This window comes from Nostoc sp., from assembly GCF_036919675.1.
Classification (GTDB): Bacteria; Cyanobacteriota; Cyanobacteriia; order Cyanobacteriales; family Nostocaceae; genus Nostoc.
Genome location: NZ_JBALCP010000020.1, coordinates 22,956 through 49,458, shown reverse-complemented (window position 1 = coordinate 49,458; position 26,503 = coordinate 22,956). Strand labels below are relative to the sequence as shown.

The following is a 26,503-nucleotide window of genomic DNA, read 5'->3' as shown; positions in this document are numbered from 1 at the left end:
CTAGGTAAGCATTCTCTCAATGAATATTTTGGCAAGTCTCAACGTACCAATTAACCTAGCTATTAGCCAATCGCCTAACTCCCACCAACGGCAAAAATAAGCTCTCGCAGATTTCATCTTGGGAGTAGATGATGTAGCAGAGAAAAGGGGGATGAATCATATCTGTTCCAAGCGCTTTGTTCTCCTTCTCGAAAACCATTTGCATATGACTCTCGGCTATCACGCACCGTGTTATATAGCGGTGCGTTAGGCTAAAGCCGTAACACACCCTAACTTTTGATTTACTTTATAAATAGTCCTCAAATTGTGATATTATCGTCTCCCTGCTGATTAAGAACTAATCGTAAGATTGATAACCCCAAAATTATCAAAAATAACACTAGCCCAATTGTGCAAGCGTAGCTAATTTCCAAATTGTTAAAGGCTTGCTCATATAGATAATAAACAATCGTTTTCGAGCTACTGAGTGGGCCCCCTTGGGTCATAATATATACTTCTTCAAACACTTTGGTCGCAGAAATAGCCGAAATCACCGCCACTAGTGCTAGATACGGCTTCATCAAAGGTATGGTAATATCCCAATGTTTGCTAATACCATCAGAGCCATCGATCGCAGCGGCTTCGTACACATCACCAGGAATCGATTGCAACCCCGCTAAATAAATCACCATGTAGTAACCTAGTCCCTTCCACACAGTGACAGCCATGACGCTGGCAAGAGAAATTGGTACAATGCCAAAAATTTTTGCTGGGCTAGTTAGCCAAGGAATACCTTCTGGGAAAAGGCCCAAAGCTTTCAGTAACTGATTCAGTAATCCGTTTTCTGCATACAGCCATTTCCAAGCTATTCCCGCAACTACCATTGAAATTACTACTGGGGTGTAGTAGGCTGCTCTAAACCAATTCATCCCCCGCAGTTTCTGATTTACCAAAATTGCCAGCACTAAGGGAGCAATTACTAAAATTGGGACTACACCCACAAGATATAAAAAAGTGTTTTCCAAGGTTTTCCAAAAAACTGCATCCTTCCAAAGCTTGAGGAAGTTGGCGAAACCTATCCATTGTGGCGGTTGGGCAATATCTTCATAGCTAGTAAAGCTGAGGTAAAACGCTTGCAGTGCAGGTAAAAAGACTGTTAACCCCAAAAGAAGTAAGGCGGGTAGTAAAAATAAATAAGGAGTCAGCCACTGTTTGATGAATATCCAATTTTTAGGCGTCAATTGATTCATATAAGGTCTAATAGTTGTTTTCGCTTTGTCAGCAATAATTTGGGGATGTGAGTAGATTTAAGCTTCAATATTCTAATGGCATATATTTGCGTAGCGCTTCGCGCTTGCCGTTGGCATCGCTAATTAATAACTCAGAGATCAACTACGATGGAAACTCAGCATAACCCGCCAATTGAACATCAAAATGTCCCCATAAACCACCGTGGACTACATGACTTTTTGTACAGTTCTGACGACGAACACACCGCCACTGAGGTGAGTATAACTCCTGAACTAGCAAACAATGGTACTGAAATCATTGACCTTGAGGTTTGGAGTGCAGCCGCTCAGAACGCTAAAATTGCAGGTGTTTACGCAGTATTGGACGCAGAACGCCGCGTGCAGTACATTGGCTATTCTCGCAATGTGTTGCTTTCCCTAAACGGTCATGTCAGCCAAAATGGTGAGCAAAAGTGTGCTTTTGTGCGCGTGCAAGCATTCAAGTTCCCTAAGCGTCAAGAAATGGAAGATTTACGAGATGCGTGGATAGCAGAACTCGAAAGCACACCGTCTGGTAATGCAACTGATCGCGAAATGTGGGCTAGCACGGTAAGGGAAGCTACGAAGGCGGTAATGTCAGAGGCGGAACGTCAAGCCTACGAGGAGAAAAAGCTAAAACTGCGGAAAGCAATGGCTGACACAACCCTCTCTAAAGAGTCAGAAACAATAGATGCGAGTCAAGCCGAACGTCAGCGTCAACTCGAAGCTGCTGTGACAAACGATGATTGGAGTGTAATTATCGACGCACAAACACAGCAAACCAAGTCTTAGGTGTCAATTAAATTAGTTGTTTGTATTGACAAAGTAATACTCATGCGATGGGGGCGCACATCTGTGCGCCCCTATCGCGTATTCCATTTAAAAGAGAACCACTATAAACTATTACTTTTTCAGCAATGCCCTATTTAAAATTGCTGTATATCTTCAATCTTATTACAGTCATTTGTTGGAACTATTCAAAAGAACCGTAAATGTACCAATGGTTGACAGGTTAGCTTGTTCTAAGCTTGAGTAGATAAAATTTTTAAGTATCAAGTATGACAGTAACATAGATGCATTTACCAATTTTGAAGGAATAAGCTCAACTTTATCCAATCAAGGAGTATAAACCAGATGATTGGTCAAAATTTTCTGCTTGCTTCAGGTGACATAGCAAAAACTTAAAGTATTAATCAACACATTTTTTAGCGTTTTCGCATAGCCATCGCTGTTGGGTGAAATGGCTAAAGTGAGCAAAGCAAATGTTACTAGAACTATATTTAATAAATTTTAGCAAAGTGAGTGTTAGAAATGGCCGATTACATTGGAATGACTCCCACTGTAGTAATTGGACTGGGAGGCACAGGAAAGGAAGTTCTGATTAAAGTTCGCCGGATGATTGTAGAGACTTACGGCTCCCTAGATGCTTTACCTATTCTGTCATTTTTACACATTGACACCGAACAGAATGCAAAGGTTTCTGAACCACAGGTTGTGTTAAAGCAAGACATTTCACTTCGCCCAGCGGAGCAGGTGTGGGCAAAGGTGGAAGACGCTAAAGCCATTTTAAATAAGCTTTCTGCTTACGAACATTTAGCTGAATGGTTTCCCAGTCAGCTTAAGGGCACTGATTCCATCCTAGCTGGAGCCGGACAAATCCGATCGCTAGGAAAGTTTGCCTTCACTTTGAACTACCAAAATATTAAAACTAGCTTCAACAACGTTAGATCCAGGATTGTTGGTCATGAAAAGTTTATGCTGGATCGCTGGGGAGTCCAGCTAGATAAAGGTGTCAATATTTTCATAGTCTGTTCTCTTTCAGGAGGGACTGGCTCTGGTATGGTGCTTGACATTGCCTATAACTTGCGAGATTGGGTTCCTCCTTCTGATTTGCCCCAATCCTCAGCTTATTTAGTGCTTCCAGGAGCCTTTGCGGGGCTTGGTGACCGGGTAGTAGCCAATGCCTATACTGCCTTAATGGAGCTAAACCACTATTCACGCAACGATACTCGTTTTGAAACTCAATATAGCCCGAACCCGAGTGATCGCATCAGTTCCCAGAGTAGTCAAGATGTACCTTTTAACTTCTGTTATTTAGTTGCGAACAGTAACGATAAAGTTACTTTTCCCAGCCTCAACTCTGTGTTGGAAATGGTTTCCCAAAACATTTTTTTAGACTTTAGTTCTGGGTTCAGTCAATACAAAAAACTTGTCCGTGACAATATTCGTAAACATTGGGCTAGTCCTGATTCAAAAGGTTATCCTCAGAATTTTATTAGTTTTGGGCTTTCCAGCATTCAATTTCCTATAGAGCGGGTTCTGAATGCTTGCGCCTTACGATTAGGGCGTCAGTTAATTACCTGGTGGTCTAACCCTACTCCCGCCCCTGCGGCGATGCGTGATGTGATTAAAACAGAAATCCTCCCTAATCTACGATTAGCGGAATCTGAAAATGAGCATCAGTTACTCAACAGCATTAGCCTTGGCGATAATATGAAGCCCTACAGCAAGGAAGTGGCTGATTGGGTAGCAGGTTTACGCAAACGTCGCAGCGACCTAAATATTCCCTTCGAGAATCTACAGCGCTTCATATCAGTAGAACAGGATAAATACAAGTCTCACTTTTATGACAGTGATACAGACCCAAGGCGCTGGAGTGATTACTTTCAGAAGATGTGGGATAATCTGAACCAACTGATTCCCCAAAAGCGCCAAGAACTCCGTCAGGTTGTCTACAAAATCATTGAAGACCGTTTTCGCGGGCCAAAATTTGCTCGCCATTTTCTAGAAGTACTTCTAGACATCTTTACAGAGTATCGTAGCCAGTTTGATCAAGACCGACAAAAAAACTGGTTACCCAACGAGCATTCTGCAACTAATACTTTACAAGTTCTACTCAAACAGATAGATCATCATGCTAAACAACTCATTTATACACTGAATCGCAAAAGTTTGATTGATGAAGACTTCAAAGGAATTACACAGGCTTTGGAGTCGCTGTATATATCAAAAGTAGAAGTAAAAGCCCGTACCTTGGCGGTATCTCTGTTGGATAGTTTGAAGGAAGAAATTGAGCGTTTACTGGTAGATTTAACTGCACTAGAACACAACTGTGAGATATTGCAAGCTCGATTTTTCGACCAAGAACAAGCTTATGTTCGTGAAACTGGAGTACTAACAGTTAATGGAATTCTACTTTATGACAGCAAAGATGTAGACCAAATTTATAACAAGACCATTGCAGAAAAGCAGGAGAGCATCTATCAGGTAATTTCGCAACAGATATTAGCAGAGCTAGGGACAAAACTATTTGATCTATACACCTTCGACAGCTTGAGGCTCAAGGATTTGTTTGGGCGGATTTTAAATCGCTCTTTAGATGAATTTGTCGGTAGTGGTCAGATGCAAATTTCCACGGCTCGTAAGTTCCTGGAAGAGTACCCAACTGTAGAACAACAGGAAGCTCAGATTAAAACTATTTTTGAAAAGAGTGAGCCTTTCTTGCGCTTTAGTCAAGAGCAGGCTCGTTTAGGTTGGGAAGATAGAGCAGAAAAGCGGCAAACCATAGTTGGTATTCAAGGCGGTAATAAACCTACAGACCCGGCTGTAAGTGTAATACTCCCGATGATTCGCAAGACCAGCACACTTACTGATAAAGATATTCGTCCTCTAGGTGACTCCCACCACATTTATTTTGTTCAAGAAATAGGAGCCTTTCCTCTTAGGCTAATCGAGGGGATGGATCGAATGCGGACAGTTTATCGGTCTGTGTCTCAGTCAGATAAGAATCCTTTGCATACCCATCAGGATTATCGCCAGTTTCAAGACCATATGCCGGCAACTCAAGCTGAAGTCCAGGCCAAACAAAACCTGATTTTGGCTAAAGTTTTTGGATTAGTGGTTGAGGAAGAAAATTCAATTACTAAATACTCGGAAGTACGTTTTCACTATCAAGACAAAATTACAGGGTTAAAAAAGACTTAAGTCCTGGGAAATGACTGGCAAGAAGCCGAAGAATACCTCGTTAGTGATCACAATCGCAGAGTCCGGGAGATTTTGGAAGATGCACTGCAAAATGTTGGACAGAAAGCAGTTACAAAAGCCGAAAAACAGGGGCTTTACCAAAAACTCATGGCACATCTGAGAGAACTAGAAAAGACTCTTTCGGGTGGTAAGGACAATCCTAACTACCGCAAGCAGGAAATAGCGATCGAGGATTACGTAAAGACTTACAGCTTGTTTATCTCTGCTGAGATTATATCTGTATCTGTGCAAAAATCTGCTGAACTTCCCAAAACTTCACCAGCAAACTCTATAACATCTGAACACCTGGATAGTAATTTGGAAAAGTTCACCAAGTTAGCAGAAACCTGTTACCGTCGCGGCAACCCTTCTGAAACTCAACTACAAATGCTAGAACATTTTCGCCAAAAATATGGCATTTCTCAAGCAAACGCTGACCAAATAATTGCTAAATTTTCCTGTGGTCATTCTCAGCAACAAGCTCTCTATGAATATGGTTTGATGTATCGAGCTTTCTTAGAAAGCAATACTGAAATTGACTTTGAACAACAAACACAGTTGCTTGAACTTCAAGAAGAATTAGGGCTGACTAATAAACAAGTTGCCACTATGGAAGCCAATATACAGGAAGAACTGGGATTAACAGAAGTGAGATAAAAAGATGCTAAACGAACACAACTATATTACTTGCTCTAAATGTGGTCATGACCGTAACCCGGCAACTCTTAAAAAGTGCGAAATTTGCGGACATAAGCTAGTTCACAATAATTCATCTGCAAAAAGTAAGTCTAATAATCGAGTAGTATTACCTTTAGCTCTTGTTATTACTGCTGCTTTGGGCATAGGTGGTTTTTGGTTACTAAGCAAAAAGTCATTCAACTTCATCCCGAATGTACAAAATAACATTAATAAAACCGATCAATTAACTCTTCTAGGTGACACATTTAGTGGCTACAGTACCTTTCGGAGTAAAGATTTTCAATCTAGCAAAGAATCGGGAGTTAATCTGCATTATGAAGATGAATTCGATCAGGCTAAACGATCTGATCTTTTGAACCAGGGGAAAGCTAACTTATTAGTAACGACATTGGATCAATTTCTCAAACAAAAACCTCAGGGGAAAATTGTCGGGCTGATTGACCGCACAGTGGGTGCAGATGCTGTTGTTTTGAATACAAAGAAGTATTCCAACCTAAAATCACTTCTGGATCTTAATGTATTAATACAGCAGGTGCGATCGCAGGGAAAGCAGTTGAGCATTACTTTCGCTGGTGATACCCCCAGTGAATATCTAGCTCTAATGCTAAGTACTAAATTCGATCAGTTCAAGTTGTCAGATTTTCAAGTGAATAAGGTAGCAGATGCATCTGTTGCTTGGAAGCTTTTGCAAGACCCCAATCAAAATGTAGCAGTTGCTGTTCTCTGGGAGCCTTATATCACCAAAGCTCGACAGCAGGGATATACAGTTGTCTTATCTAGTAAAGATGTACCTGGGGCAATTGTAGATGTGATTGTTGCCTCCAACCAGCTTATTCAATCTCAACCTGAGAAAATTTCCGAATTTCTGGCAGCTTACTATCGTCGCATTGATAGCAATCTTCGTAATACTTCGCAATTCCAAAATCAGATTGTTGAGGATAGCAAACTATCACCCAGCGATGCCAATTTTGTTTTACAAGGTATTGATTTTTTTCCCGCTATAGAAGCTAAAGACTGGTTAACAAATGGCACGTTAGAGAAACGAATTGGTTCTACGGCTGCGGTTTTGACACTGGCAGGTAAACTGAATCAGGTTCCTGAGAATCCCAAAGATTTATTTACCTCTCAGTTCATCACTAAGGCTACGAACAACAGCCAAAATCTGATTGACTTGGTGCGTGCCGATAACCCAGAACTAGCAGACAGACTAATAGGAAAAGGGAAAGTGCTTGCCTCCAATAACAAACTCAATGCTAACCAAATTAAAGCTGCTCCTAATATTGGAAATTTGCAAGTCCGAGGAGATGTTAAATTTAGTATTAGCTCTGCTCAACTTGAGGCCGAGGGTAAGCAAACACTCAATCAGTTGGCTCAGGAAATTTCGGAATTCAACCTGCAAACTGTAGCTGTAAGAGTAATTGGGCATACGTCTCAGATTGGCTCTGCTGACTTTAACCAAAAACTTAGCCAACAACGAGCGCAGGTAGTAGGTAATTATCTCCGTTTGCAAAATATCAAGCACAATATTGTGGTTGAGGGTCAAGGCTTTAGCCAACTGCTACCCGGCATTTCTCCAAATGACCCCCGCAACCAACGCACGGAAATTCGCCTAGTTCGGATCAATTAGCTGAAGTCAATAACCTCCTCATGCAGAGTCGCAGAGAAAGTTTAATTGAGTTGTTGAGTTTAGGTTGCAAATTCTAAAAATGAACCCTTTGGTGCTTTAGATACCCAAACAAAAGAGATGATGTAATAATTTCTTCTGGAGTTGTGGAGAAATACAGATAAAACTATTTTTTATGATTACTCATGATGTTGAAGAAGCAGTTTTTGTATCACAGCGAATTTATGTCCTCACCTTACATACTGGCAGCATCAAAACTGAACTAACTATAGATTTACCTATTGAGCGAACCTACTATATTCAAATAAATTCTAATTTTAAAGAATATAAAGAAACTGTGCTAAAGCTAACGCGTTTTGAAAGTAGAGAAGATGTGTTTACGGTAGCATAATCACGATAAATTATGCTATCTCGAATACTCTAAAAGCTCAAATTGCCGGTTCAGTAATCCTGGAATAACCCCCCAGCCCCCAACCCTACAAGAGTTGGGGGCTGGGGGGTTAGGTTTTTGATATCGATTTGATAACTACTTTGGATCAAGCAACAAATAATTTCTAATTCAACAACTTGTTTAAATTTAGATTAACAAAAAGTTATTTATCCTTAACCATTGTTTTATAATGCCCCTTAACTACAGCATCTAGCTCAAGTTACCGCAGATTCAGGGGAAAATTTGATGAACCAGGGGCAACGGACTCCAAAATCAAGGAGATATTTGACTGAATTAGTTCAGACTTATATCGTTAAAGCTTTACACGCTGCAAGACAGTGGCGTGTACAACTAATACGATGGTTGTACAAATATTCTGCGTGGGGTGTTGCGTCCCTATTCTTGGTCGGAGTTAGCTTGAGTATCGTGATGGCTGCCTGCTCTCCACGTAATGTCAATAATACTGGTAATGCTGGCGCAGCTTCCCAGAGTGATGTAACCCTAACCTTTGTTTCTTACTCGGTTACTAATGCAGCATACCAGCAGATCATTCCCAAATTTATCGAACAGTGGAAGAAAGAACATAACCAAAATGTCACTTTTAATCAAAGCTATGATGGCTCAGGTTCCCAAACTCTTGCTGTGATTGACGGTAAGGAAGCTGATGTCGTACACCTGTCACTTGCCCTTGATATTAATAAACTTGTTGAAGCAGGTTTTATTCAACCGGGTTGGGAAAAAGAAGCGCCTAATGATGCAATTGTTACCAAATCTCTAAATGCGATCGCTATCCGTCAGGGTAATCCCAAAAATATCAAAACTTGGACAGATTTAGCACAAGATGGTGTAAGAGTGGTTACAGCTGACCCTAGAACCTCCGGTGGCGCTCGTTGGAACTTCCTTAGTCAGTGGGGTTCTGTGACAAAAACTGGCGGCAATGAAAATCAAGCAATAGACTTTATCTCCAAAGTCTATAATAATGCACCTTTATTACCCAAAACTGCTCGGAATGCCAGCGAAGTATTCTTCAAAGATGGTCAGGGTGATGTTTTGCTCAACTATGAAAACGAGATGATTTTATCAACGCAAAATGGCGAGAAAATCTCATATGTTGTGCCCGATGTAAATATCTCCATCGACAATCCTGTTGCTGTTGTAGATAAGAATGTCGATAAACATGGCACTCGCCCTCTTGCCGAAGCATTTATCAAATTTCTTTACACTCCAGACTCGCAACGAGAGTTTACTAAATTAGGATTTCGTCCCGTTGATTTGACGATCGCCAAAGAAACGGAAGGCAATTTTCCCAAAATTAAAACTATCTTTAAAGCTGAAGATTTAGGAGGATGGAACGAGATTCAGAAGAAATTCTTTGATGAAGGGGCAATATTTGACAAAATTAGGGCTAAAAAGTCTTAAAAGTTTCGTTATTTAATCATCATTTCTAAAGCGATTTGCAAATCTTTTGTCAAATCGCTCACAGCTTGTCTAGCTGCATTGCGATCGCCCTGACAATTTTGAGAGCGTTCTGTAACTGAAATTGGCTCCCCCACCGTGATTTGTGCCTGTCGCAAACCTAACCGAGGTCGCCCTGGAAGCGTTGTATCTTGAATTCTAGAAAGCATATCGAATATTAGCAAAGCTGTTTCTGCAAATCGTTCCGCCGTCGGTTGTTCCTGAATATAAGTAGCTGTGACTGCAACAAAACTTTCCACTATCCGCATATGCCGCATTCGCAAGTCTGCTTCCTCTGCAATCCAGTCTGCCAAACCGCGTTTAAAGGGTGGTAAAGCATTGATATCTGGCAAATCTTCCCGATAAATGTAATTCCAGCCAGCCTCTTCTAAACGGCGACAGCGGTCAATAAAATTACCCTGCGCTTGAACTCCAAAATATTGCTCGGTAACTTGTAAAGCCTTATCCAGTAAGCGATGAAGTCGGGCAATCAACACCTGATTAGGACTAGCAGATTCATCAGTTGAGATGGTTTTTGGGATGTCTTGATGATAGAAGCGACGATAAAACTCTTCCATCTCGGTAATCAGATATTCAGCCAACCTACAGAGGCGTTGATAGTAAATCTCTTCGCCATCGCCCTGAGCAATTTCCTTAACTGGCAAGCCACTATCAGTTTCCAACTTACTCAGCAGCCAATCCAGTTTAGACCAAGGTGGCTCAACGTAACGATACTGGATGGCGATCGGCACAATGATCACAGTCTCAGTCCGGTTAGCTTTTTGTAAGTCTTCTACACACCAGAACCCCATTTGAGCAACACCGGGTTCCAGTGGGCTAACAATACCACTATGACCATTAGTACCTCCTTCCGGTGCCACTGCGATCGGTAGTTTGGCATTAGCAAACAACTCCCGTGCTGTTTGAATAGCTTGGCGATCTAGTCGTCTCCCGCGATGAACTGGCACACCTCCCAGGCGTGAAAACAACCAACCCAGCCAATCTCCAGCCCAAACCGTCATCCCCCGGTCATAGAGAAAATAACTGTGAACAAGGGATTGTAATCGAATACCTTTTTGACGAGCAACCTCTGGCACAATGCGAGAAAGCAAATACTGCATACAGAGGGAATCTTCCACTTCTGGGTGACGAAATGCCAACAAAAAGCGAATTTTTCCAGCCTGGAATTGCTGATAAAGTTCGGCTAATACCTCAACATTCTTGGCTTCAATCTTGACAATACCAGCTGGTAGCCAAGGTCGAGTGCGAAACCGGAGTGCGATCGGCAGTAACCACCGAAAAATCTGGAGTATCAGCGGATTAAACTGTTGGGGAATAAATTTCAGTGGTGGTTGAGTAGAGTGAATCGTTTTGGGCAAGTCGCTCTCCAGATTGCATTTCTAGCGATTGTACAACGTGGGGTCTTGGTTTTGCATCGACGCACAGAGAAGTCTAAGGGACGGAAGCCACTTTTGTTAGACATGGCTCAGTTTTACCTCTCCAACGATAGACACTATAAGCGAATAAAAAATTATTTTCGATGTTTAGGAAAATTGCGTAATAGATACCAAAATACGGCTAAGTTCAACAAGAAAATCACTATTTTTATCGGAGAGATACCCCGAATTAATTCATAAATCTCTGGTGGAATACTGATACCGACAAGCACCAATACTAAGACATGTGCCCAACGTTTCTCGTACCACAAACCAACAGCTTCAATAGTAGTTACAATAGCATAGATTCCTGTGCCAATGCCGCTAAAGGCTAAGGTTCTTGGATTTAAGTTGATAACTTTTTTTAAAACCCAATCAATAATTATCGATTTTCCTTCTAAAACATAATCCTTTGAAAAAATCTCTAGAGTTTGATAATTTTTTAATGTCAATAATAAAGCGATCGAAGTAACCATAAGTAGCAAGGCAGTAAATGATTTGTAGAGCACAATTGCCACCAACCCCAATGGACGCTTTTTCAAACAACCCCCTAAGTATATATAAGCCCAACTTTGATTAACTGGCTCTGGAGCCTGCCAACTAAAACGCTTATTGTAGCAGTACTTAATCGCCCCATCTTTACCATTTTCCCCTTTGTCCAAACAAGTAAACTGAAATGTTGAGGATTACACTATTCCTGACAGCTTTAGAGATTCACTCAAATGGGTGAAAAATAATTTAACCAATTGGATGAGCTAAATGTACGAGGCTAAGGTTTATAACAAAAGAGACACTGTTACTAAAAATAAAGTAATTAAACCTTACATGGTTAAGGATAACCCTATGAAACTTGCAACTTTGATTAATTTTGTAGCTATTATTGGTGCTTTTTCGCTTACATCTGGAATTGCTAACGCTGAACCACCCACAGATAACAACTACGCTGATGCTGGGCAAACAAATATAGCTATCAACTCTAACACATTAAACAGTAATTTCAAGAATGCCAGCTACCTCAAACCTTTTAATCTCGTTTCTCTTGCTTACCAAGGTGGTTTAAAGCAGCAGGGTATTCCCAGTGGGGGAACTCTAATCTCTGAACGCCAGAACAGAAAGATTGTTGGGGAAGATTTAGTTAGGGCCGCTGTCAATGCTAACAAATTACCGCCGCAAATTTTAATCAATCAAAATTACCTGAGTGCTGTTAGGGCAGAGTTGACTTCATTATCTAGAGATTTCTCTAACTAAGTACGGCTTTGAAGATCGGGGCAATTTGATGCAATACCAACTTACCTCTGGCTTAACCCCTTGCCTAGAAAGTGCTAAAACCCCATTCTGTACTAGAGAATGGGGTTTTGATTTAGGTGTGTTTTCTTTGGAATATTCTAAGCGATCGCTTTTTAAATTTGCGATCGCACATTTAGATAAATCATATTCAATGGAGGTTAGCGGACTCGAACCGCTGACATCCTGCTTGCAAAGCAGGCGCTCTACCAACTGAGCTAAACCCCCATAAAATTAAAATAGTAGGTAACTTTGGTTGACCGTTGCTATTGTAACTTAATATTGTTCCGTTACTAAAGGGATGAAGCCAGAAAATATCCAAGTTGTTGCAGCACTGTATAAATTTGTCAAGCTGCCAGATTTTGCCGACAAACGAGATCCTCTGCTGTCTTACTGCCAAACGCAAAATGTCAAGGGGACTATTTTGCTGGCACAAGAAGGCATTAATGGTACAATTGCAGGTTCGCGTCAGGCGATTGATTCTGTTCTCTGGTTTCTGCGTTCTGATCCCCGTCTAGCAGACTTAGAATACAAAGAGTCCCATACTGAAATCCCGCCCTTTGAGCGGATGAAGGTGCAGTTGAAGCCAGAAATTGTCACTTTGGGATTGCCCGAAATTGACCCAAATGAACAAATTGGTACTTATGTCAGTCCCCAGGAATGGAATAATTTGATTTGTGATCCAGAAGTAACCGTGATTGACACCCGCAATGATTATGAGGTGAATATCGGTACTTTCCAAGGAGCAGAAAATCCCCAGACTAGCTCATTCCGGGAATTCCCTGATTATGTGCGCCACCACCTCGATCCAACGAAACACAAAAAGGTTGCTCTGTTTTGTACGGGCGGTATTCGTTGTGAAAAAGCCTCATCCTTCATGCTTGTTCAAGGCTTTGCAGAAGTGTATCATCTCAAAGGCGGCATTCTCAAGTATTTGTCAGAAATTCCAGCAGCGGAAAGTTTATGGGAAGGAGAATGTTTTGTCTTTGACGAGCGGATAGCCGTCAGTCATGGATTGGAGTCAGGAAGTAGTGAGCGGTGCTTCAGTTGTGGGCGTCCGATTTCTGAACAAGATAAGGCGTCTAGTAAGTATGAGCAAGGTATCTCCTGTCCCCATTGTTTTGATAGCCTCACTGAGGAGAAAAGAGCGCGTCAACAGGAAAAATGGCGGTACTACCAAACCCAAGTTGCTGATTCCAAAAATCTGGATGTAAGCTAACCGCAAAGTACGCAAAGAATCTTTGGGTACTTTGTGTTATTTGCGGTTTGTTTTATCTTGGGCGTCCCAATGTAGTGATATATAACACAGCTTCATCAGCAGGGATACCCAAAACTTCATTTACTTGGTCATCAAAGAATCCACCGATACCACTGACGCCTAAATTCAGGTGGACTGCGGCTAAATTCAGGCGTTGTCCCAAATGGCCAGCATCCATATGTAAGTAACGGTAAACGCGATCGCCATACTGAGCGATCGCAGCTTTCAGATCAGCTGTATGAAACAACACCGCTGCTGCATCTCGCCCTAATTCTTGCCCCAAACAGAGAAAATATAACTCTCGCCGAAAGTTTTTAAACCGAATTTGGCGTAATTCTTGGGCTTTAGGCGCGTAATAGTAACAACCTGCCTCCAATCCTTTAACTCCGCAGACAGCAATGAATGTTTCTATTAAATTCAGATCAAAGTAGTCTGGAGAAATATCTAAACTTTGGTCGATGTAATTTTGCGGTTGGTAAGTAAAATCGAGTAAACCTTTCAATTCATCGAAGGTTAAATCATTACCATTATAAGCGCGGGTAGAGCGTCGCTTGTACATAGTATTTTCCAGTTCTGACAGCTTTTGTCCCCAGTCTATAGGTGCGGTGGTGGTGGGAATTTTTAAGCAGAAAGGAAAGTTATATTTATCCTCCAAAGATTTTTCTTGTTTGATAGTTGGTAGATTGAGATTGCCAGTTATACCTGATTGGATCTGGGTGTGTCGATGGAAATATGTCAGCAGTTCGCCATCCGGGATTTGGGGATAACTGGTTTCAGTGGCGGAAGGTAAAGCAGTACATCCCAATGGCAAATTTTGATTGACATCTAACAAGTCTGCCAGAGGTAAGACAGCGATCGCACCTTCTTGTTGCGGATCGATATAAAGCAGATCGTTTACCGATTCATCCACAAAACCGCCGATTAAATGGGGGCGATAGTCATTAATGGCAGCAGCCAATTCGATATTGCCCAACAGGTGTCCCGCATCGAGAAAAATCCGGCGATAAGCCCGATCTGCATAGCGCCACGCAGAACGATAGAAAACCGCAGTGACAATAATTGCTAGTTGGGTATTTTCTAGGGAAGGATGCCAGAAACAAGCAGCTTGGAGGGTTTGCCAAACATCACTTTCCCAATAATGCATTAGAGAATGAGTCCGACACTGGTAGTTATACAGACCAGGCGGCAATAACGCCGTGCCACGGGAAACCACATAGACTTCGGCAGGGTATAGTCCGCCTGCACTGGGAGCAGCACGTAAATACACCCCACTACCCATAGAAGGCATTCTCGCCGTCAATCCATAGCTGTGAAACAGCAGCCGTGAAAGTCTTTGCCACCATTGAGCATCTGGATTATTAACAAATCCCTCTGGTTTTTCTTGGATATAGGGTTTGAGAGCAAAAGTAGAGCCAATTTTGTACTCTTTGAAAGGCACTGGCTGTTTAGCCCAGTCTATCCCTTGACTTTTGGAGGCGAGAGTCTCAGGGTCGTATTTAGTCCGTTCGTGGTAATGCTGGGCAATTGATTGGTGTAATTCTGGCATAGTACTTTTAATATCCTTGAAGCATCCTTTTTTTGATCTTGGCATTCATTAGCCTCATTGTTTCGTGTCAATTCGTACAATCCTCAGAGTCATAAAGTGGTAGTTGGTAACAACTGAATTAGGCATTGGGCATTGGACATGGGGCATTGGGCATCGGTTATTTCCCCCCTGCTCCCCTGCCCTCCCATCTTCCAATACTTTTCGGTTAAGCTTTATGCGGTGTTGAGAATGAAAAAGTTAAGATGCTCACTTTGAATTCCAGTTTTTTTATGAAGTGGCTTTTTGGGTGGATATTTTGTACCTGTCCCTCCAATCGAGACTAACCACTAAAAAAAAGACATAACTTTTTTAAGTTATGTCTAAGAAGTTAATTTACAAAGCCGGATTAGTAGAGGTTAGAACTTTTTGATTTACTGGGGTACATGATAGTGACTAGTGCTGTATGGTCATAATCGATAGGATATGTACCTTTTTTTCTATAGATTTATCAGACTGGGGCACGGGATTTATACAGCGACTAGGAAATATGTACATTTCTTTACAATTAACTCTGATCGCTTAAGCTTAGAGATAGAAAAATTTTTTGATTATGACACTAATGACTTATCACTAGATAAGATTTACAACACAATGAAACGCAATATCGATGATTTAATCAGCTTGATCTCAAATGCGCGTAGGCGTAGCCCGCCGTAGGCATCGCATGAAAATAACCTGTTTGCAGTAAATCTTCTGCATATTCTTCTATCTCATCTTCTATGCAGAATTTGAAGAGTTTATTTGGATCGTTGCAATAGCTCATGGAAAGCGCAGACCAGATTATTGCAGGAAACGACAGGTTGAATGATGCTTTAGAAGGCAAAAGATAAACTTATTAATTTCTCTTAACTTTTCACAACTGCCGAATCGCAATTTCCAATCCTTCACATCCACCGCTAAGAAAATCTAAATCTAAAGTAGCGATCGCATCACTAGGTTTGTGATAATGTGGATTTCGCAGGAATGCCGTATCTGTTACCATAATTGCCGGATAACCCAAATCCCAGAAAGGTGCATGATCACTACGTCTGGTTTGAGGGACTATTAAACCTCGATTCGGCACGGGTAGCCATTGACTAGGTACGCCAGCTTTGCGAATATTACGGCTCATGCCAATTAAATCAGGCAATGTCCGCAAATTGCCAATTAAAGCAATAAAATCACCTCTGTCTGGGTAGAAGCGTTCCAGAGGAGGAGGGTAACTTTGAGAACCAGGTGTAGAATCCTTATATCCCAGCATTTCTAGGGAGATCATTAAGCGTAGCTGTTGCTTTTGTTGACGCAACAGAGCTGCATAGTCAGCACTACCCAGTAAGCCGTATTCTTCCATATCGAAAGCAACCAGCCTTAAGGGATATCTTACAGGTTGAGCAGCAAACTTTCTCGCTAATTCCAGCAACACCGTTACACCAGTGGCATTATCATCAGCTCCTGGTGTTCCCGGAACAGCATCATAATGAGCACCAATTAAAATAGGTGGCAAATCCTTTTTTTGTCGTCTAGCTTGGGAGGGTAAATTTAATATCAAGTTCTTACAAGCCTTACCTCTGACTTCAAAGGTGTGGATTTCCACACTCCCCCATTGGGAAAATTGCTGGCGGATGTATTCTTGGACAAAAAAATGTCCAGCCGTTGCCATGTAAGGATCGCGTTCTCGCGCTATCTCACTCAGGGAAGTTTGTAATCGCTCTGTTAAATTCAAATCTTTAAAATAGTGGCAATATTAAGGTTTTTAGGCATTCAAACAAGCAGAGCAAGATTATTAAGGTACATTTACCAACTTGCAGATCCAGTGCATAGAAGTAGGCAGATAACAATAATTGAGGCTGCTTGGACACACCAATCATCGTCAATGCTATCCTAGTCTTGCAACTATCTCCTTTAGCTGCACTTCTTAGCTTACTGCCTTAATGATGACTATTATACTATTGAGGTGTTTTCATCCTGTAGCACAAAGCTAGAGGTAGTTCCGCCCAATCATAATAAATATATAAGACACTTTAGGAGAAGAGTAACGCATGGGCAAGGTAGTCGGCATCGACTTGGGTACAACCAACTCAGTAGTCGCCGTTATGGAGGGTGGCAAGCCGATGGTGATTGCCAATGCAGAAGGAATGCGAACAACCCCCTCCGTAGTTGGCTTCAGCAAAGAAGGTGAAAGGGTGGTTGGGGAAATGGCACGGCGACAAACCATCCTCAATCCACAAAATACCTTTTTCGCCGTTAAACGCTTTATTGGGCGCAAATATGGCGAACTTAGTCCAGATTCCAAGCGTGTACCCTACACCATCCGCAAAGACGAAGTAGGTAATATTAAAGTTGCCTGTCCCCGTCTCAATAAGGATTTCGCCCCAGAAGAAATTTCGGCTATGGTGCTGAAGAAATTGGCAGACGATGCTAGTCGCTATTTGGGTGAACCAGTGACAGGGGCAGTAATTACAGTACCCGCTTATTTTAACGATTCTCAGCGGCAGGCAACCCGCGATGCTGGCAGAATTGCCGGTTTAGAGGTGCTGCGGATTCTCAATGAACCAACTGCTGCATCTTTAGCTTATGGATTTGATCGGGGTGAGACGGAAACTATCTTAGTATTTGACTTGGGTGGCGGTACTTTTGACGTATCGATTCTGGAAGTTGGCGATGGCATATTTGAAGTCAAAGCTACCAGTGGAGACACGCAACTTGGTGGTAACGACTTTGACAAAAAAATTGTAGATTGGCTAGCAGAGCAATTTCTGGAAACAGAAGAGGTAGACTTAAGACGCGATCGCCAAGCCTTACAACGTTTGATGGAAGCAGCAGAGAAAGCCAAAAGAGAACTTTCTGCTGTCAGCGTCACTGATATTAACTTACCCTTCATCACCGCCACTAACGATGGTCCCAAACATCTAGAAACTCGCCTGACTCGTTCTCAGTTTGAAGATTTGTGTAGTGATTTGGTGGGGCGATTGCGGACACCAGTGAAACGCGCCCTTAAAGATGCCGGACTCTCACCCAGAGACATTGAAGAAGTTGTGCTAGTGGGCGGTTCTACACGGATGCCAATGGTGAAGCAGCTTGTACGGGACTTGATTGGTACAGAACCCAATGAAAACGTCAACCCCGATGAAGTAGTGGGAGTGGGTGCAGCAATTCAAGCAGGCATTCTCGCAGGCGAACTCAAAGATGTGCTGCTTTTGGATGTGACACCCCTCTCTTTGGGATTGGAAACCATCGGCGGCGTGATGAAAAAACTCATTCCTCGCAACACCACCATCCCAGTCCGCCGTTCTGATATTTTTTCCACGTCAGAAAATAACCAAAATACTGTAGAAATTCACGTAGTCCAAGGCGAACGGGATATGGCAGCAAACAACAAGTCTTTAGGACGCTTCAAGCTGTATGGTATCCCACCAGCGCCACGGGGTATTCCTCAAGTACAAGTATCGTTTGATATCGATGCTAACGGTATTTTACAGGTAACAGCCCTAGATAGAACCACTGGTCGAGAACAGAGTATCACCATTCAAGGCGCTTCCACCTTGAACGAGTCGGAAGTGAATCGGATGATTCAGGACGCTCAGAAATACGCCGATGTTGATCGCGAACGGAAAGAAAGGGTAGAAAAGCGAACTCGTTCTGAGGCGTTGATTATCCAAGCAGAACGACAACTCAGAGATGTAGCGCTCGAATTTGGTATGCAGTTTGCCCGCAGCCGCCGCCAAAGAATTGATAATATTTGCCGAGACCTAAAAGAAAGTCTCAAAGAAAATAGCGATCGCGGTATTGACCAAGCCTACGCCGACTTGCAAGATGCTCTATATGATCTAAACCGGGAAGTCCGCCAGTCTTATGATGAAGAGGAAGACGACGACTTGTTGGGTACTATCCGTGATATTTTTACTGGCGGTGATAAGGATAAAGAACGCGAATCTCCCAGAGATACATATCGGGAACGCGACTCCTATGGTAAGGACTATGGCAGAGATTACGGTAAAGATTACGGTAAAGACTATAGCCGAGACAGTCGTTCCTCCTATGAAAGCCGTCCTCCCCGCAAATCCCGTCCCAGCTACCAAGATAATTGGGATGATGAAGAAGACAATGATTGGTCGTAATACTCCTAATAAAAGTTAGAAGTGAGAAGTTAGGAGTGAGAAGTTAAAAATTAAATCTTTCAACTCCTAACTCCTGTACAGACGCGATTAATCGTGTTTCTACTCCTAACTCCTAATTAATCCAAAATCGTTCGACTGAGCGTAGCCGAAGTCTAAAATCTAAAATTTAAATAACTGAACTATGCAAAATTTGCCGAATTTTCGAGATTACTACGAGATTTTAGGAGTATCTAAAGACGCCTCTAGTGAGGAAATTAAAAAGGTTTATCGACGGTTAGCAAGGCAATATCACCCTGATCTCAATCCGGGTAACAAAGCATCTGAGGAAAAATTTAAGGATATCGGCGAGGCTTATGAAGTCCTTTCAGACCTAGCCAAGCGATCGCAGTACGACCAGTTTAGCCGCTACTGGAAGCAAAAAGGCTTTGCGGGCAACCCTAAGACGCCAAAGGCTAAAACTTGGCAGAGTAGCCAAGGCGATCGCAACAGTAATCAGGACGTAGATCCAAGCCAATTTTCTGACTTTGAAAGCTTTATTAATCAAGTTATCGGTGTCAAAAATAAGAATGGCACAAGTAACTCCAGTAATGGCAATACTAGCGATCCGTTTCGTTCCCCCAGAACAAAAGTTGCCTACACCGTTAACACACCACCTCGCACTACCCGTCGGGATATAGAAGCTAGATTAACGCTCCCACTAGAAAAAGCTTATCAAGGTGGTAATGAACGCATTCGTTTGGAAGATGGGCGATCGCTAGAAGTTAACATGCCTCCAGGTATGGTAACAGGTCAAACCATTCGTTTGCGGAACCAAGGCGTTGGTGGTGGCGACCTATATTTAAAAATTACCGTTGAACTTCATCCATTATTCAAGCTAGAAGGTTTAAATATCCTCTGCCAAGTACCAGTTACTCCCAGTGAAGCAGTTTTAGGAGGACAGGTAGAAGCACCAACTTTAGACGGCCCAGTGAAAATGACAATTCCCCCAGGAGTTAGGTCTGGTCAAAAATTTCGACTAGGGAATAAAGGCTACCCCAGCGATGACGGTAAACGTGGTGATCAATTAGTAGAAATTCAAATAGTTACCCCGAAAAATATTAGTCAAGAAGAACGGGAAATTTACGAAAAGTTACGGGAAATTGAAACCTTTAAACCCCGTGCTGATTTAATCCGTTAGGCATGAGGTAGCATATCAAGCTATTGACCAAAATAATTATTAACCCATAATTCGTAATTAATGGGTAGAGCAACTTAATTTATTAATAGAGAAAAAATGCAATCAATAAACCTCTTGCAAAAGTCCTAAATGCGTGGGACAAGTAGATTAGAGTTGGGTAGCATCTATAACCTACGAACAGGTAAAGAGCCTATTTTTTTGTACAATCATTACTGGCTGACTCTAATAATTATTCTGTCTCGCCCATCCTTGCTTCCTAAATTTTAGACCTGAATTCTTACTAACTTAGTTAAAATGCCCGAATTAAAGTGCCTAGAGTTGGCCCACCTAAAACTGAAGAAGCTAAATTCCCTGGGATATTTCCATCAATTATCCAGCAATCAATCCCTAAGCTAGAAATAGTCAAAAATTCTTCAACTTTCTTAGCCATCCCGCCAGTAACATCTACTGATTTGCTCTTGCCCAAGAAAGGTTTAATTTGAGAATAGTTAGCCTGAGTAATATTGGAAAGTACTTGCCCATCTTGATCATATACACCTGCATAATTACCAACATTTATTAGTCGAACTTTAAACTTACCTTGAAGATAGAAGTATTTCGCTAGTTCTGCTAGCAGAGTATCTGTGGAGAGGATAGTACCGCCAATAGCTTGATCTAGAACGACATCACCAAAAACTAAAGGAATCAAACCTGCTTGTAGACTATTTTCTATCACACTAAAGTCACTCTTCAATAGTTTTTTATTGTGAGTGATTATCATAGTAAGAGGTGGCAAACTTACCACTGGCAAACCTGCTTGTAAAAAAAAATTAGCTAGTAGGAAATTTAAATCTAAAGCATCTTGGTGGACTAAGCAGAAGCCTAGTTTTTCTTCATCACATAAAAAACCATTAATTGTATTATATTTCTTCGCTGATTGGTGGGCGAAAGAACCAGCACCGTTACCAATAATCAATTTAAGATTAGGATTTTCATGTTTGATTAGGCTTACTTGCTCGACCAGTTGTGCCATAACTTCTCTTCGAGCAGTATAAGGTTTATCCTTATCAGTAATTAAGGAACCTCCCAGCTTAATTAATACTAACTCCATAATAAAATGTTAAATAAGGGAAGACAAAAACTTACAGGAAAGTAATCATAAATAAAAAAAATCAAAATTACTAGTAAATTCAACGGAATTTAACAAATGCTACTTTCATAATCAGCACACTCAGCAATCCCAACATTGCTCTACATATTTCCAGATATTTTCAATATCTTGCACTGCTTGAGTAGAAATCCGAAATCGACTCATAGAGAATCCCTGTCAGCCAAATTTTCCTATCCTCGTGCTTTAATATTTGCAAAAAAAGCCGAAAGTGACTCGTCGTTATATTCAGTATACTGACCGCTCTCAAGTTGCTTAATACCAATATCAATCTGACTGCGTAACGCTTCTAGCTTGAGTTTTTGCAGTTCTTCCTCAAGGCGCTGGAGTTGATCTATCATCTGCTGAAATGCTTGCGCTTCATGCACCACAACCTCCGCTTTCCCATTCACAGTTAGTACAAGCGGCGACTTCCTAGACCTGCTGTGTCTTCTTGCGTCTTCCCCAATTCACAAAGGATTTAAAATATAAAAAATATCTTTGAGCAAAGTGACTCAAACAGCCGTGAATCACAACGGGGCAATGCCACAAAGCAGTAAACCAACTTATTACTCCCTGCTAGGACTGCATCCCTCGGCATCGGTAATCGACATTCGTCGTGCTTATCGAGAACTGAGTAAACGCTATCATCCAGATACTACAGACTTGCCTACTGCGATCGCCACTCCCAAATTTCAGCAAATCAACGAAGCTTACGCCACTCTGAGTAATCCAGAACGTAGATTAAGCTACGATTTAAAAATTGGCTATTCTCGCTTTGCGGTGATTCAAGCACCTCCAGACTTGAACCATCCGGCAACACATTCCGATGAATCGTCAAAATCAGCTTACCTCGATGCGAGCGATCGCCCCCTCTCGTCTGGCGAAATCTTTGCTTTATTTATGCTGGTGTTAACATTTGTAGGTTGTCTGCTACTAGCAGTTGCCATTGGCTTAACTCGTGGTGAGGCTGCTTTCCAAACCCATTTGCTACAGCCAACTCCATCTGTACAACACCAGATTATCCATGTATCGCCACCAATTACCCCTATGGTAATTAAAAATTAAAAAATTTCCTAATCCCAAATCCCAAATCTAAAATCCCAAATTCCTATGCCTCTTCTTCCCTCTGATACCCCTTTATATAATCATCCTCTGCCACAAATTGAACAGTGGCTAAAAGACCAAGGCTGTCAACAAGACGATATACAGAGGCATTGCTGGCGTGTGCAGCGGCCTAGTTGGCAAGCTGAACTATGGCTCGACGTTGAGCAAATTGTAGTGCGATATGTCCAATCTGGGGAAAATGGACAAGATATCCAACGTTCATTCAAATATTCTCTCAGTCGGGATGATATAGAACAAGCTGTGTTTTCAGGCCCATAAGAAAGTGCTAACTACAATTCACCCTAAATTTAGCAAAGTCGATAGCGATCGCGCCTCTAATACTAAAAGTAGAGCATGAATGACTCCGAACTTCACCAGCAGATTACTGCGATCGCCAATCTTGTAAAGTACGTATAGCTGACAAAAGCGATCGCTTGCAATTAATGTGCGATCGCGTCAAAATGATTGAAAGCAATACCCACCCTACTGAATTACTTATTACACAGTACTGTTGTACAGACTCATAGACGCTCGGAGAGCGGCTGTATAATCTCGTCTCTACTCAGCACTATTTTACACTTTCCCAAACCGCCGCTCCCGTTGCTGGTAGGCACACAAAGCGCGGTGAAACTCAGCCCGGTCAAAATCTGGCCAGAGAGTATCAGTAATGTAAATTTCTCCATAAGCCATTTGCCAGAGCAGGAAATTAGAGAGGCGCATTTCTCCACTTGTGCGAATTAACAAATCTGGGTCAGTAATTCCTGCTGTATACAAGTGGCTCTCAAATACCTGTTCATCAATTTCATCGGGTTGTAGCAGACCTTGCTGGACTTGTTTTGCGATCGCCTGACAAGCTTGTAAAATCTCCTGCCGTCCGCCATAATTAGTTGCCACCAAAAACCGGATACCACGATTATCCTTAGTTTCTGCCATTGAACGGGATATTTCTTGTTGGAGCGATCGTGGCAGGTCTTGCAAATTTCCCACAAACTTAATTTGAACATTCTTTTCGACCATTTCCCGCAGTTCTTGGCGCAAAACTCTTTGAAACAAAGTCATCAAAAAATCCACTTCTTCCTGCGGTCTTTTCCAGTTCTCTGTTGAAAAAGCATAAGCCGTCAGCGCCTGAATTCCCCAATCCTGACAACAGCGAAGTAAATCCTTGAGAGCATCTACTCCTCTCTTATGACCCATAATCCGGGGTAACCCCTGACGTTTAGCCCATCGACCATTGCCATCCATAATCACCGCAACGTGCTGCGGCAATAGTTCTCGTTTTAAGTCAGTAGGCAAATCTTGCAATTTAGTTTGTTGTGCTGTCATTTTTTATCTCGAGAAGCGGTCGATGGTAATCTGAGTAAACGTGAAACCAGTGCTAGTGTCTTCCCACCTATCTGACGAACAAAACTCAACACACCAGGAGCAACAGCTTCCCTATCCACAGTTGGAGACAAAAGAGCTTCTTCTAATGACTCTTTCAGTTTTTTAATCGTCAGCGGTCTATTTAGGGTTCCTCGTTCCGCTAAGGAAATGGAACCCGTTTCTTCAGATACAACGACACAAATGCAATTTTCGACCCGCTCAGTAATTCCCATTGCCGCTCGGTGGCGTGTTCCCAACTGGCGCGAGGCTGTGCGTCCCGAAAGTGGTAAAATTATACCCGATGACACGAGCCGTGAGCCACGAATCAATGTTGCTCCATCGTGTAACAAAGTTTTTGGCTGAAAAATTGTTTGGATCAGTTCTTTAGAAACCTCCGCATTTAGCTTTACTCCTGGCACAGAAAAATCTCGCTCATCAATTTGCCCTGTGGTTTCCAAAATTAGTAAAGCTCCAATGCGGTTTTTTGACAATTCTTTAACAGCCTCAACAATTTCATCAATTACACTATCAGATTTAGGGATTGCCAGCCGATCGGGTTGAAACAACTGGCGGAATTCGCCACGCCCCAATTGTTCCAAAAACCGTCGAAACTCTGACTGTAAAGCAACTGCCATTGCTACAGCACAACCAATCACCAACTTTTCCAGTACAAAACTTAGCAGAGGTAGTCCTAATCTGCCACTTAGTGCTGAGGCTAGCATTAAGATAATGAATCCCCGCACCATCCACAGTGTCCGGCGCTCACTAATAATAATTAGTATCATGTATGTCAGCGCCAGCACTAACACAATATCCAGAGTCCCAAGTAGCAAGGACTGTGACCATCCTAGGTTTGTCAGCCATTGCTTCCACCAATCTCTCATGACATCTGGATTAAACTTTTGCCTCTAATTACGGTTATGAGTTGGGAGTGAAGAGTTATGAGTTATGAGTTATGAAAAAACCTTTAATTGACAACTCCTAACTCCTAATACCAATTCTTTGTGAAACTGGACAAAATCAAGCTTGGTCACACTTGGGGCAAAATCCCCAAGTTATGGAGCACCCTTATAGATAATCGGTATAACTCCTAACTCCTAACTTTTAACTCCTAACCCTTGACTTTTTAGTCTTTCTGGTAGGCGATCTTGTCGAATTAAGTCTTGATAAGTTTCACGTTGCAAAATTAAATTTGCTTCGCCATTTGTCACTACAACTGCTGCCGGTCGGGGCAAGCGATTGTAGTTAGATGCCATACTGTAATTGTACGCACCAGTTCCCATAACTACGAGAATATCTCCTGGTTCAGTTTTTGGGAGTAGTGCATTTTTAATCAGAATATCTCCTGATTCACAATGTTTCCCAGCAATTGTGACTGTTTGGGTTAAAGGAGAAGACATTTTATTAGCAACTACTGCCCGATAAACTGATTGGTAAGTAATTGGGCGGGGATTATCGGACATTCCCCCATCGATCGCTACGTAGGTACGAATTTCTGGGATAACTTTGGATGAACCAATAGTATAGGCAGTGACGCAAGCTGTGGCAATTAGCGATCGCCCTGGTTCACTAAGTAATTTCGGCAAAGGCAGATTTTCGGCTGCACAAGCTTCTTGGATTACTTCACAAATTGCCTTCACCCACTCTTCAATGCTGGGGGGATCGTCTGATTCTGTATACTTAATCCCTAAACCGCCACCAACATTTAACTCTGTAATATTTAAACCATACTTTGCAGCATCTCGCAGCCACTGCACCATGACAGCGGCCAAATCTTGATGCGGTTGACGCTCAAAAATTTGGGAACCAATATGAGCGTGTACCCCTACGCACTCAAGGGCAGGTTGTTGACTAACAAAAGTAAACACCTCATCTAAATCGTTGGGATCAAAGCCAAATTTGCTATCTAAGTGTCCCGTGCGAATATACTCATGAGTGTGACACTCGATACCGGGAGTTAGCCGGAGCATGAGCCGGATTGGTTGAGCAGGTTGGGCTATTTCCACAAGGGTACGCAACTCGTGCCAGTTATCCGCCACAATGGTGACACCAGACTCGATCGCTAAAATTAGTTCTTCACGAGATTTATTATTTCCGTGAAGGTAGATTTTATCGGGACTAACACCCGCTTGCAGGGCGGTGTAAAGTTCGCCCCCAGAAACTACATCGATTCCTAGCCCAACAGAAGCTGCGATCGCACAAACTGCTAAACAACTCCAAGCTTTTGAGGCATACAATACTTGAGATTCGCCCTTGTAGTATTGCTTGAAAGCATCTCGGTATTGCTGACAAGCCGAACGCAGGGTTTCTTCATCTAAAATATATAAAGGTGAACCAAACTGCTCAACTAGGGTTGTGACATCACATCCACCAATTTCTAGGGAGTCATGATTATGAACTCTGGCAGTCAAGGGTAAAAGTTCTTGATTAGGCGATGGATTTGCGTTGGTGTCGTATTTTTGAGGTAAATATTGACTTCCAGAATGTTGAACCCCAGTAGGGTGAGTCGATACCATAAATATAAAAGTTGTCCTTGTTCAAATTACGGGCTTTGAGTTCGTCTCCCGATTCCCAGTTTACAAAGGGTTTGTAA

23 protein-coding genes and 1 tRNA gene are annotated in these 26,503 nt (G+C 42.1%); 12 read left to right on the top strand and 12 right to left on the bottom strand.

From position 1 onward, the window contains the following. Positions 1–299: 299 nt before the first annotated feature. A complete protein-coding gene (locus tag V7K49_RS01755; protein ID WP_335204278.1) occupies positions 300–1,229 on the bottom strand; it encodes a carbohydrate ABC transporter permease in 930 nt (309 codons plus the stop codon). Between the two features lie 147 nt (positions 1,230–1,376). Here V7K49_RS01755 and V7K49_RS01750 point away from each other — a divergent pair, with 147 nt between their 5' ends. The 6 genes from V7K49_RS01750 (at position 1,377) to V7K49_RS01725 (ending at position 9,442) form a co-directional block, all read left to right on the top strand. Further along, complete coding sequence (locus V7K49_RS01750) at positions 1,377–2,039, top strand: GIY-YIG nuclease family protein (RefSeq protein ID WP_335204276.1); 663 nt, start codon at positions 1,377–1,379, stop codon at positions 2,037–2,039. 519 nt (positions 2,040–2,558) lie between these two features. Next, positions 2,559–5,231, top strand: coding sequence for a tubulin-like doman-containing protein (locus tag V7K49_RS01745; protein ID WP_335204275.1), 2,673 nt, complete (start codon positions 2,559–2,561; stop codon positions 5,229–5,231). A gap of 72 nt (positions 5,232–5,303) precedes the next feature. Continuing rightward, complete coding sequence (locus V7K49_RS01740; protein WP_335204273.1) at positions 5,304–5,927, top strand: hypothetical protein; 624 nt, start codon at positions 5,304–5,306, stop codon at positions 5,925–5,927. Between the two features lie 4 nt (positions 5,928–5,931). Beyond that, positions 5,932–7,596, top strand: a complete 1,665-nt coding sequence (locus V7K49_RS01735; protein ID WP_334872875.1) for an OmpA family protein — start codon at positions 5,932–5,934, stop codon at positions 7,594–7,596. Positions 7,597–7,768: 172 nt separating this feature from the next. Continuing rightward, complete coding sequence (locus V7K49_RS01730) at positions 7,769–7,984, top strand: hypothetical protein (protein WP_334872877.1); 216 nt, start codon at positions 7,769–7,771, stop codon at positions 7,982–7,984. A 285-nt stretch (positions 7,985–8,269) separates the two neighbouring features. Next, positions 8,270–9,442, top strand: coding sequence for a sulfate ABC transporter substrate-binding protein (locus V7K49_RS01725; protein ID WP_442948626.1), 1,173 nt, complete (start codon positions 8,270–8,272; stop codon positions 9,440–9,442). A gap of 8 nt (positions 9,443–9,450) precedes the next feature. On the opposite strand, the gene V7K49_RS01720 is transcribed toward V7K49_RS01725, so the two are convergent. Together V7K49_RS01720 and V7K49_RS01715 are read right to left on the bottom strand one after the other, a co-directional pair. Next, positions 9,451–10,857 (bottom strand): lysophospholipid acyltransferase family protein, encoded by a 1,407-nt coding sequence (locus V7K49_RS01720; protein WP_335204270.1) that lies wholly within the window; start codon positions 10,855–10,857, stop codon positions 9,451–9,453. A 152-nt stretch (positions 10,858–11,009) separates the two neighbouring features. Next, positions 11,010–11,576, bottom strand: coding sequence for a DUF2127 domain-containing protein (locus tag V7K49_RS01715; RefSeq protein ID WP_334872883.1), 567 nt, complete (start codon positions 11,574–11,576; stop codon positions 11,010–11,012). 181 nt (positions 11,577–11,757) lie between these two features. On the opposite strand from V7K49_RS01715, the gene V7K49_RS01710 reads away from it, so the two are divergent. Further along, a complete protein-coding gene (locus V7K49_RS01710) occupies positions 11,758–12,162 on the top strand; it encodes a hypothetical protein (RefSeq protein WP_334872886.1) in 405 nt (134 codons plus the stop codon). A gap of 191 nt (positions 12,163–12,353) precedes the next feature. On the opposite strand, the gene V7K49_RS01705 is transcribed toward V7K49_RS01710, so the two are convergent. Further along, positions 12,354–12,426: transfer RNA gene (locus tag V7K49_RS01705), tRNA-Ala, on the bottom strand. A 73-nt stretch (positions 12,427–12,499) separates the two neighbouring features. Here V7K49_RS01705 and trhO point away from each other — a divergent pair. Further along, the gene (trhO, locus tag V7K49_RS01700; RefSeq protein WP_335204269.1) at positions 12,500–13,417 is read left to right on the top strand and encodes an oxygen-dependent tRNA uridine(34) hydroxylase TrhO; all 918 of its coding nucleotides are present in this window, start codon (positions 12,500–12,502) and stop codon (positions 13,415–13,417) included. A gap of 52 nt (positions 13,418–13,469) precedes the next feature. Here trhO and V7K49_RS01695 read toward each other — a convergent pair whose 3' ends face one another. The 3 genes from V7K49_RS01695 to V7K49_RS01685 all read right to left on the bottom strand — a co-directional run bounded on the left by V7K49_RS01695 (position 13,470) and on the right by V7K49_RS01685 (position 16,743). Continuing rightward, positions 13,470–15,002 carry a SagB/ThcOx family dehydrogenase gene (locus tag V7K49_RS01695; protein ID WP_335204297.1) on the bottom strand — a complete coding sequence of 511 codons (1,533 nt, stop codon included), beginning with the start codon at positions 15,000–15,002 and terminating at the stop codon, positions 13,470–13,472. Positions 15,003–15,657: 655 nt separating this feature from the next. Beyond that, positions 15,658–15,864 carry a hypothetical protein gene (locus tag V7K49_RS01690; protein WP_334873411.1) on the bottom strand — a complete coding sequence of 69 codons (207 nt, stop codon included), beginning with the start codon at positions 15,862–15,864 and terminating at the stop codon, positions 15,658–15,660. 30 nt (positions 15,865–15,894) lie between these two features. Continuing rightward, positions 15,895–16,743, bottom strand: coding sequence for a M28 family peptidase (locus V7K49_RS01685; RefSeq protein WP_334872890.1), 849 nt, complete (start codon positions 16,741–16,743; stop codon positions 15,895–15,897). A gap of 316 nt (positions 16,744–17,059) precedes the next feature. Here V7K49_RS01685 and dnaK point away from each other — a divergent pair, with 316 nt between their 5' ends. Then, entirely contained in the window at positions 17,060–19,138 is a 2,079-nt protein-coding gene (gene dnaK / locus V7K49_RS01680) for a molecular chaperone DnaK (RefSeq protein WP_334872892.1), read from the top strand. Between the two features lie 181 nt (positions 19,139–19,319). Continuing rightward, positions 19,320–20,315, top strand: coding sequence for a J domain-containing protein (locus V7K49_RS01675; RefSeq protein ID WP_335204267.1), 996 nt, complete (start codon positions 19,320–19,322; stop codon positions 20,313–20,315). A 289-nt stretch (positions 20,316–20,604) separates the two neighbouring features. On the opposite strand, the gene V7K49_RS01670 is transcribed toward V7K49_RS01675, so the two are convergent. Next, on the bottom strand, positions 20,605–21,405 hold the full coding sequence (locus V7K49_RS01670) for an isopentenyl phosphate kinase (RefSeq protein ID WP_334872896.1): 801 nt from the start codon (positions 21,403–21,405) through the stop codon (positions 20,605–20,607). 230 nt (positions 21,406–21,635) lie between these two features. Next, positions 21,636–21,854, bottom strand: coding sequence for a hypothetical protein (locus V7K49_RS01665; protein WP_334872898.1), 219 nt, complete (start codon positions 21,852–21,854; stop codon positions 21,636–21,638). 130 nt (positions 21,855–21,984) lie between these two features. On the opposite strand from V7K49_RS01665, the gene V7K49_RS01660 reads away from it, so the two are divergent. Together V7K49_RS01660 and V7K49_RS01655 are read left to right on the top strand one after the other, a co-directional pair. Further along, positions 21,985–22,509: a J domain-containing protein gene (locus V7K49_RS01660; protein ID WP_335204296.1), complete on the top strand. Its 525-nt coding sequence runs from the start codon at positions 21,985–21,987 to the stop codon at positions 22,507–22,509. 45 nt (positions 22,510–22,554) lie between these two features. Beyond that, a complete protein-coding gene (locus V7K49_RS01655; protein WP_334872901.1) occupies positions 22,555–22,827 on the top strand; it encodes a DUF3143 domain-containing protein in 273 nt (90 codons plus the stop codon). A 294-nt stretch (positions 22,828–23,121) separates the two neighbouring features. On the opposite strand, the gene V7K49_RS01650 is transcribed toward V7K49_RS01655, so the two are convergent. The 3 genes from V7K49_RS01650 to lysA form a co-directional block, all read right to left on the bottom strand. Then, the gene (locus tag V7K49_RS01650; RefSeq protein ID WP_334723495.1) at positions 23,122–23,871 is read right to left on the bottom strand and encodes an isoprenyl transferase; all 750 of its coding nucleotides are present in this window, start codon (positions 23,869–23,871) and stop codon (positions 23,122–23,124) included. Then, on the bottom strand, positions 23,868–24,794 hold the full coding sequence (gene cdaA / locus V7K49_RS01645) for a diadenylate cyclase CdaA (protein WP_298919984.1): 927 nt from the start codon (positions 24,792–24,794) through the stop codon (positions 23,868–23,870). The genes V7K49_RS01650 and cdaA overlap by 4 nt, the downstream gene beginning before the upstream one ends. Before the next feature lie 213 nt (positions 24,795–25,007). Beyond that, positions 25,008–26,426, bottom strand: coding sequence for a diaminopimelate decarboxylase (gene lysA / locus V7K49_RS01640; RefSeq protein ID WP_334872903.1), 1,419 nt, complete (start codon positions 26,424–26,426; stop codon positions 25,008–25,010). Between the last annotated feature and the right edge of the window lie 77 nt (positions 26,427–26,503).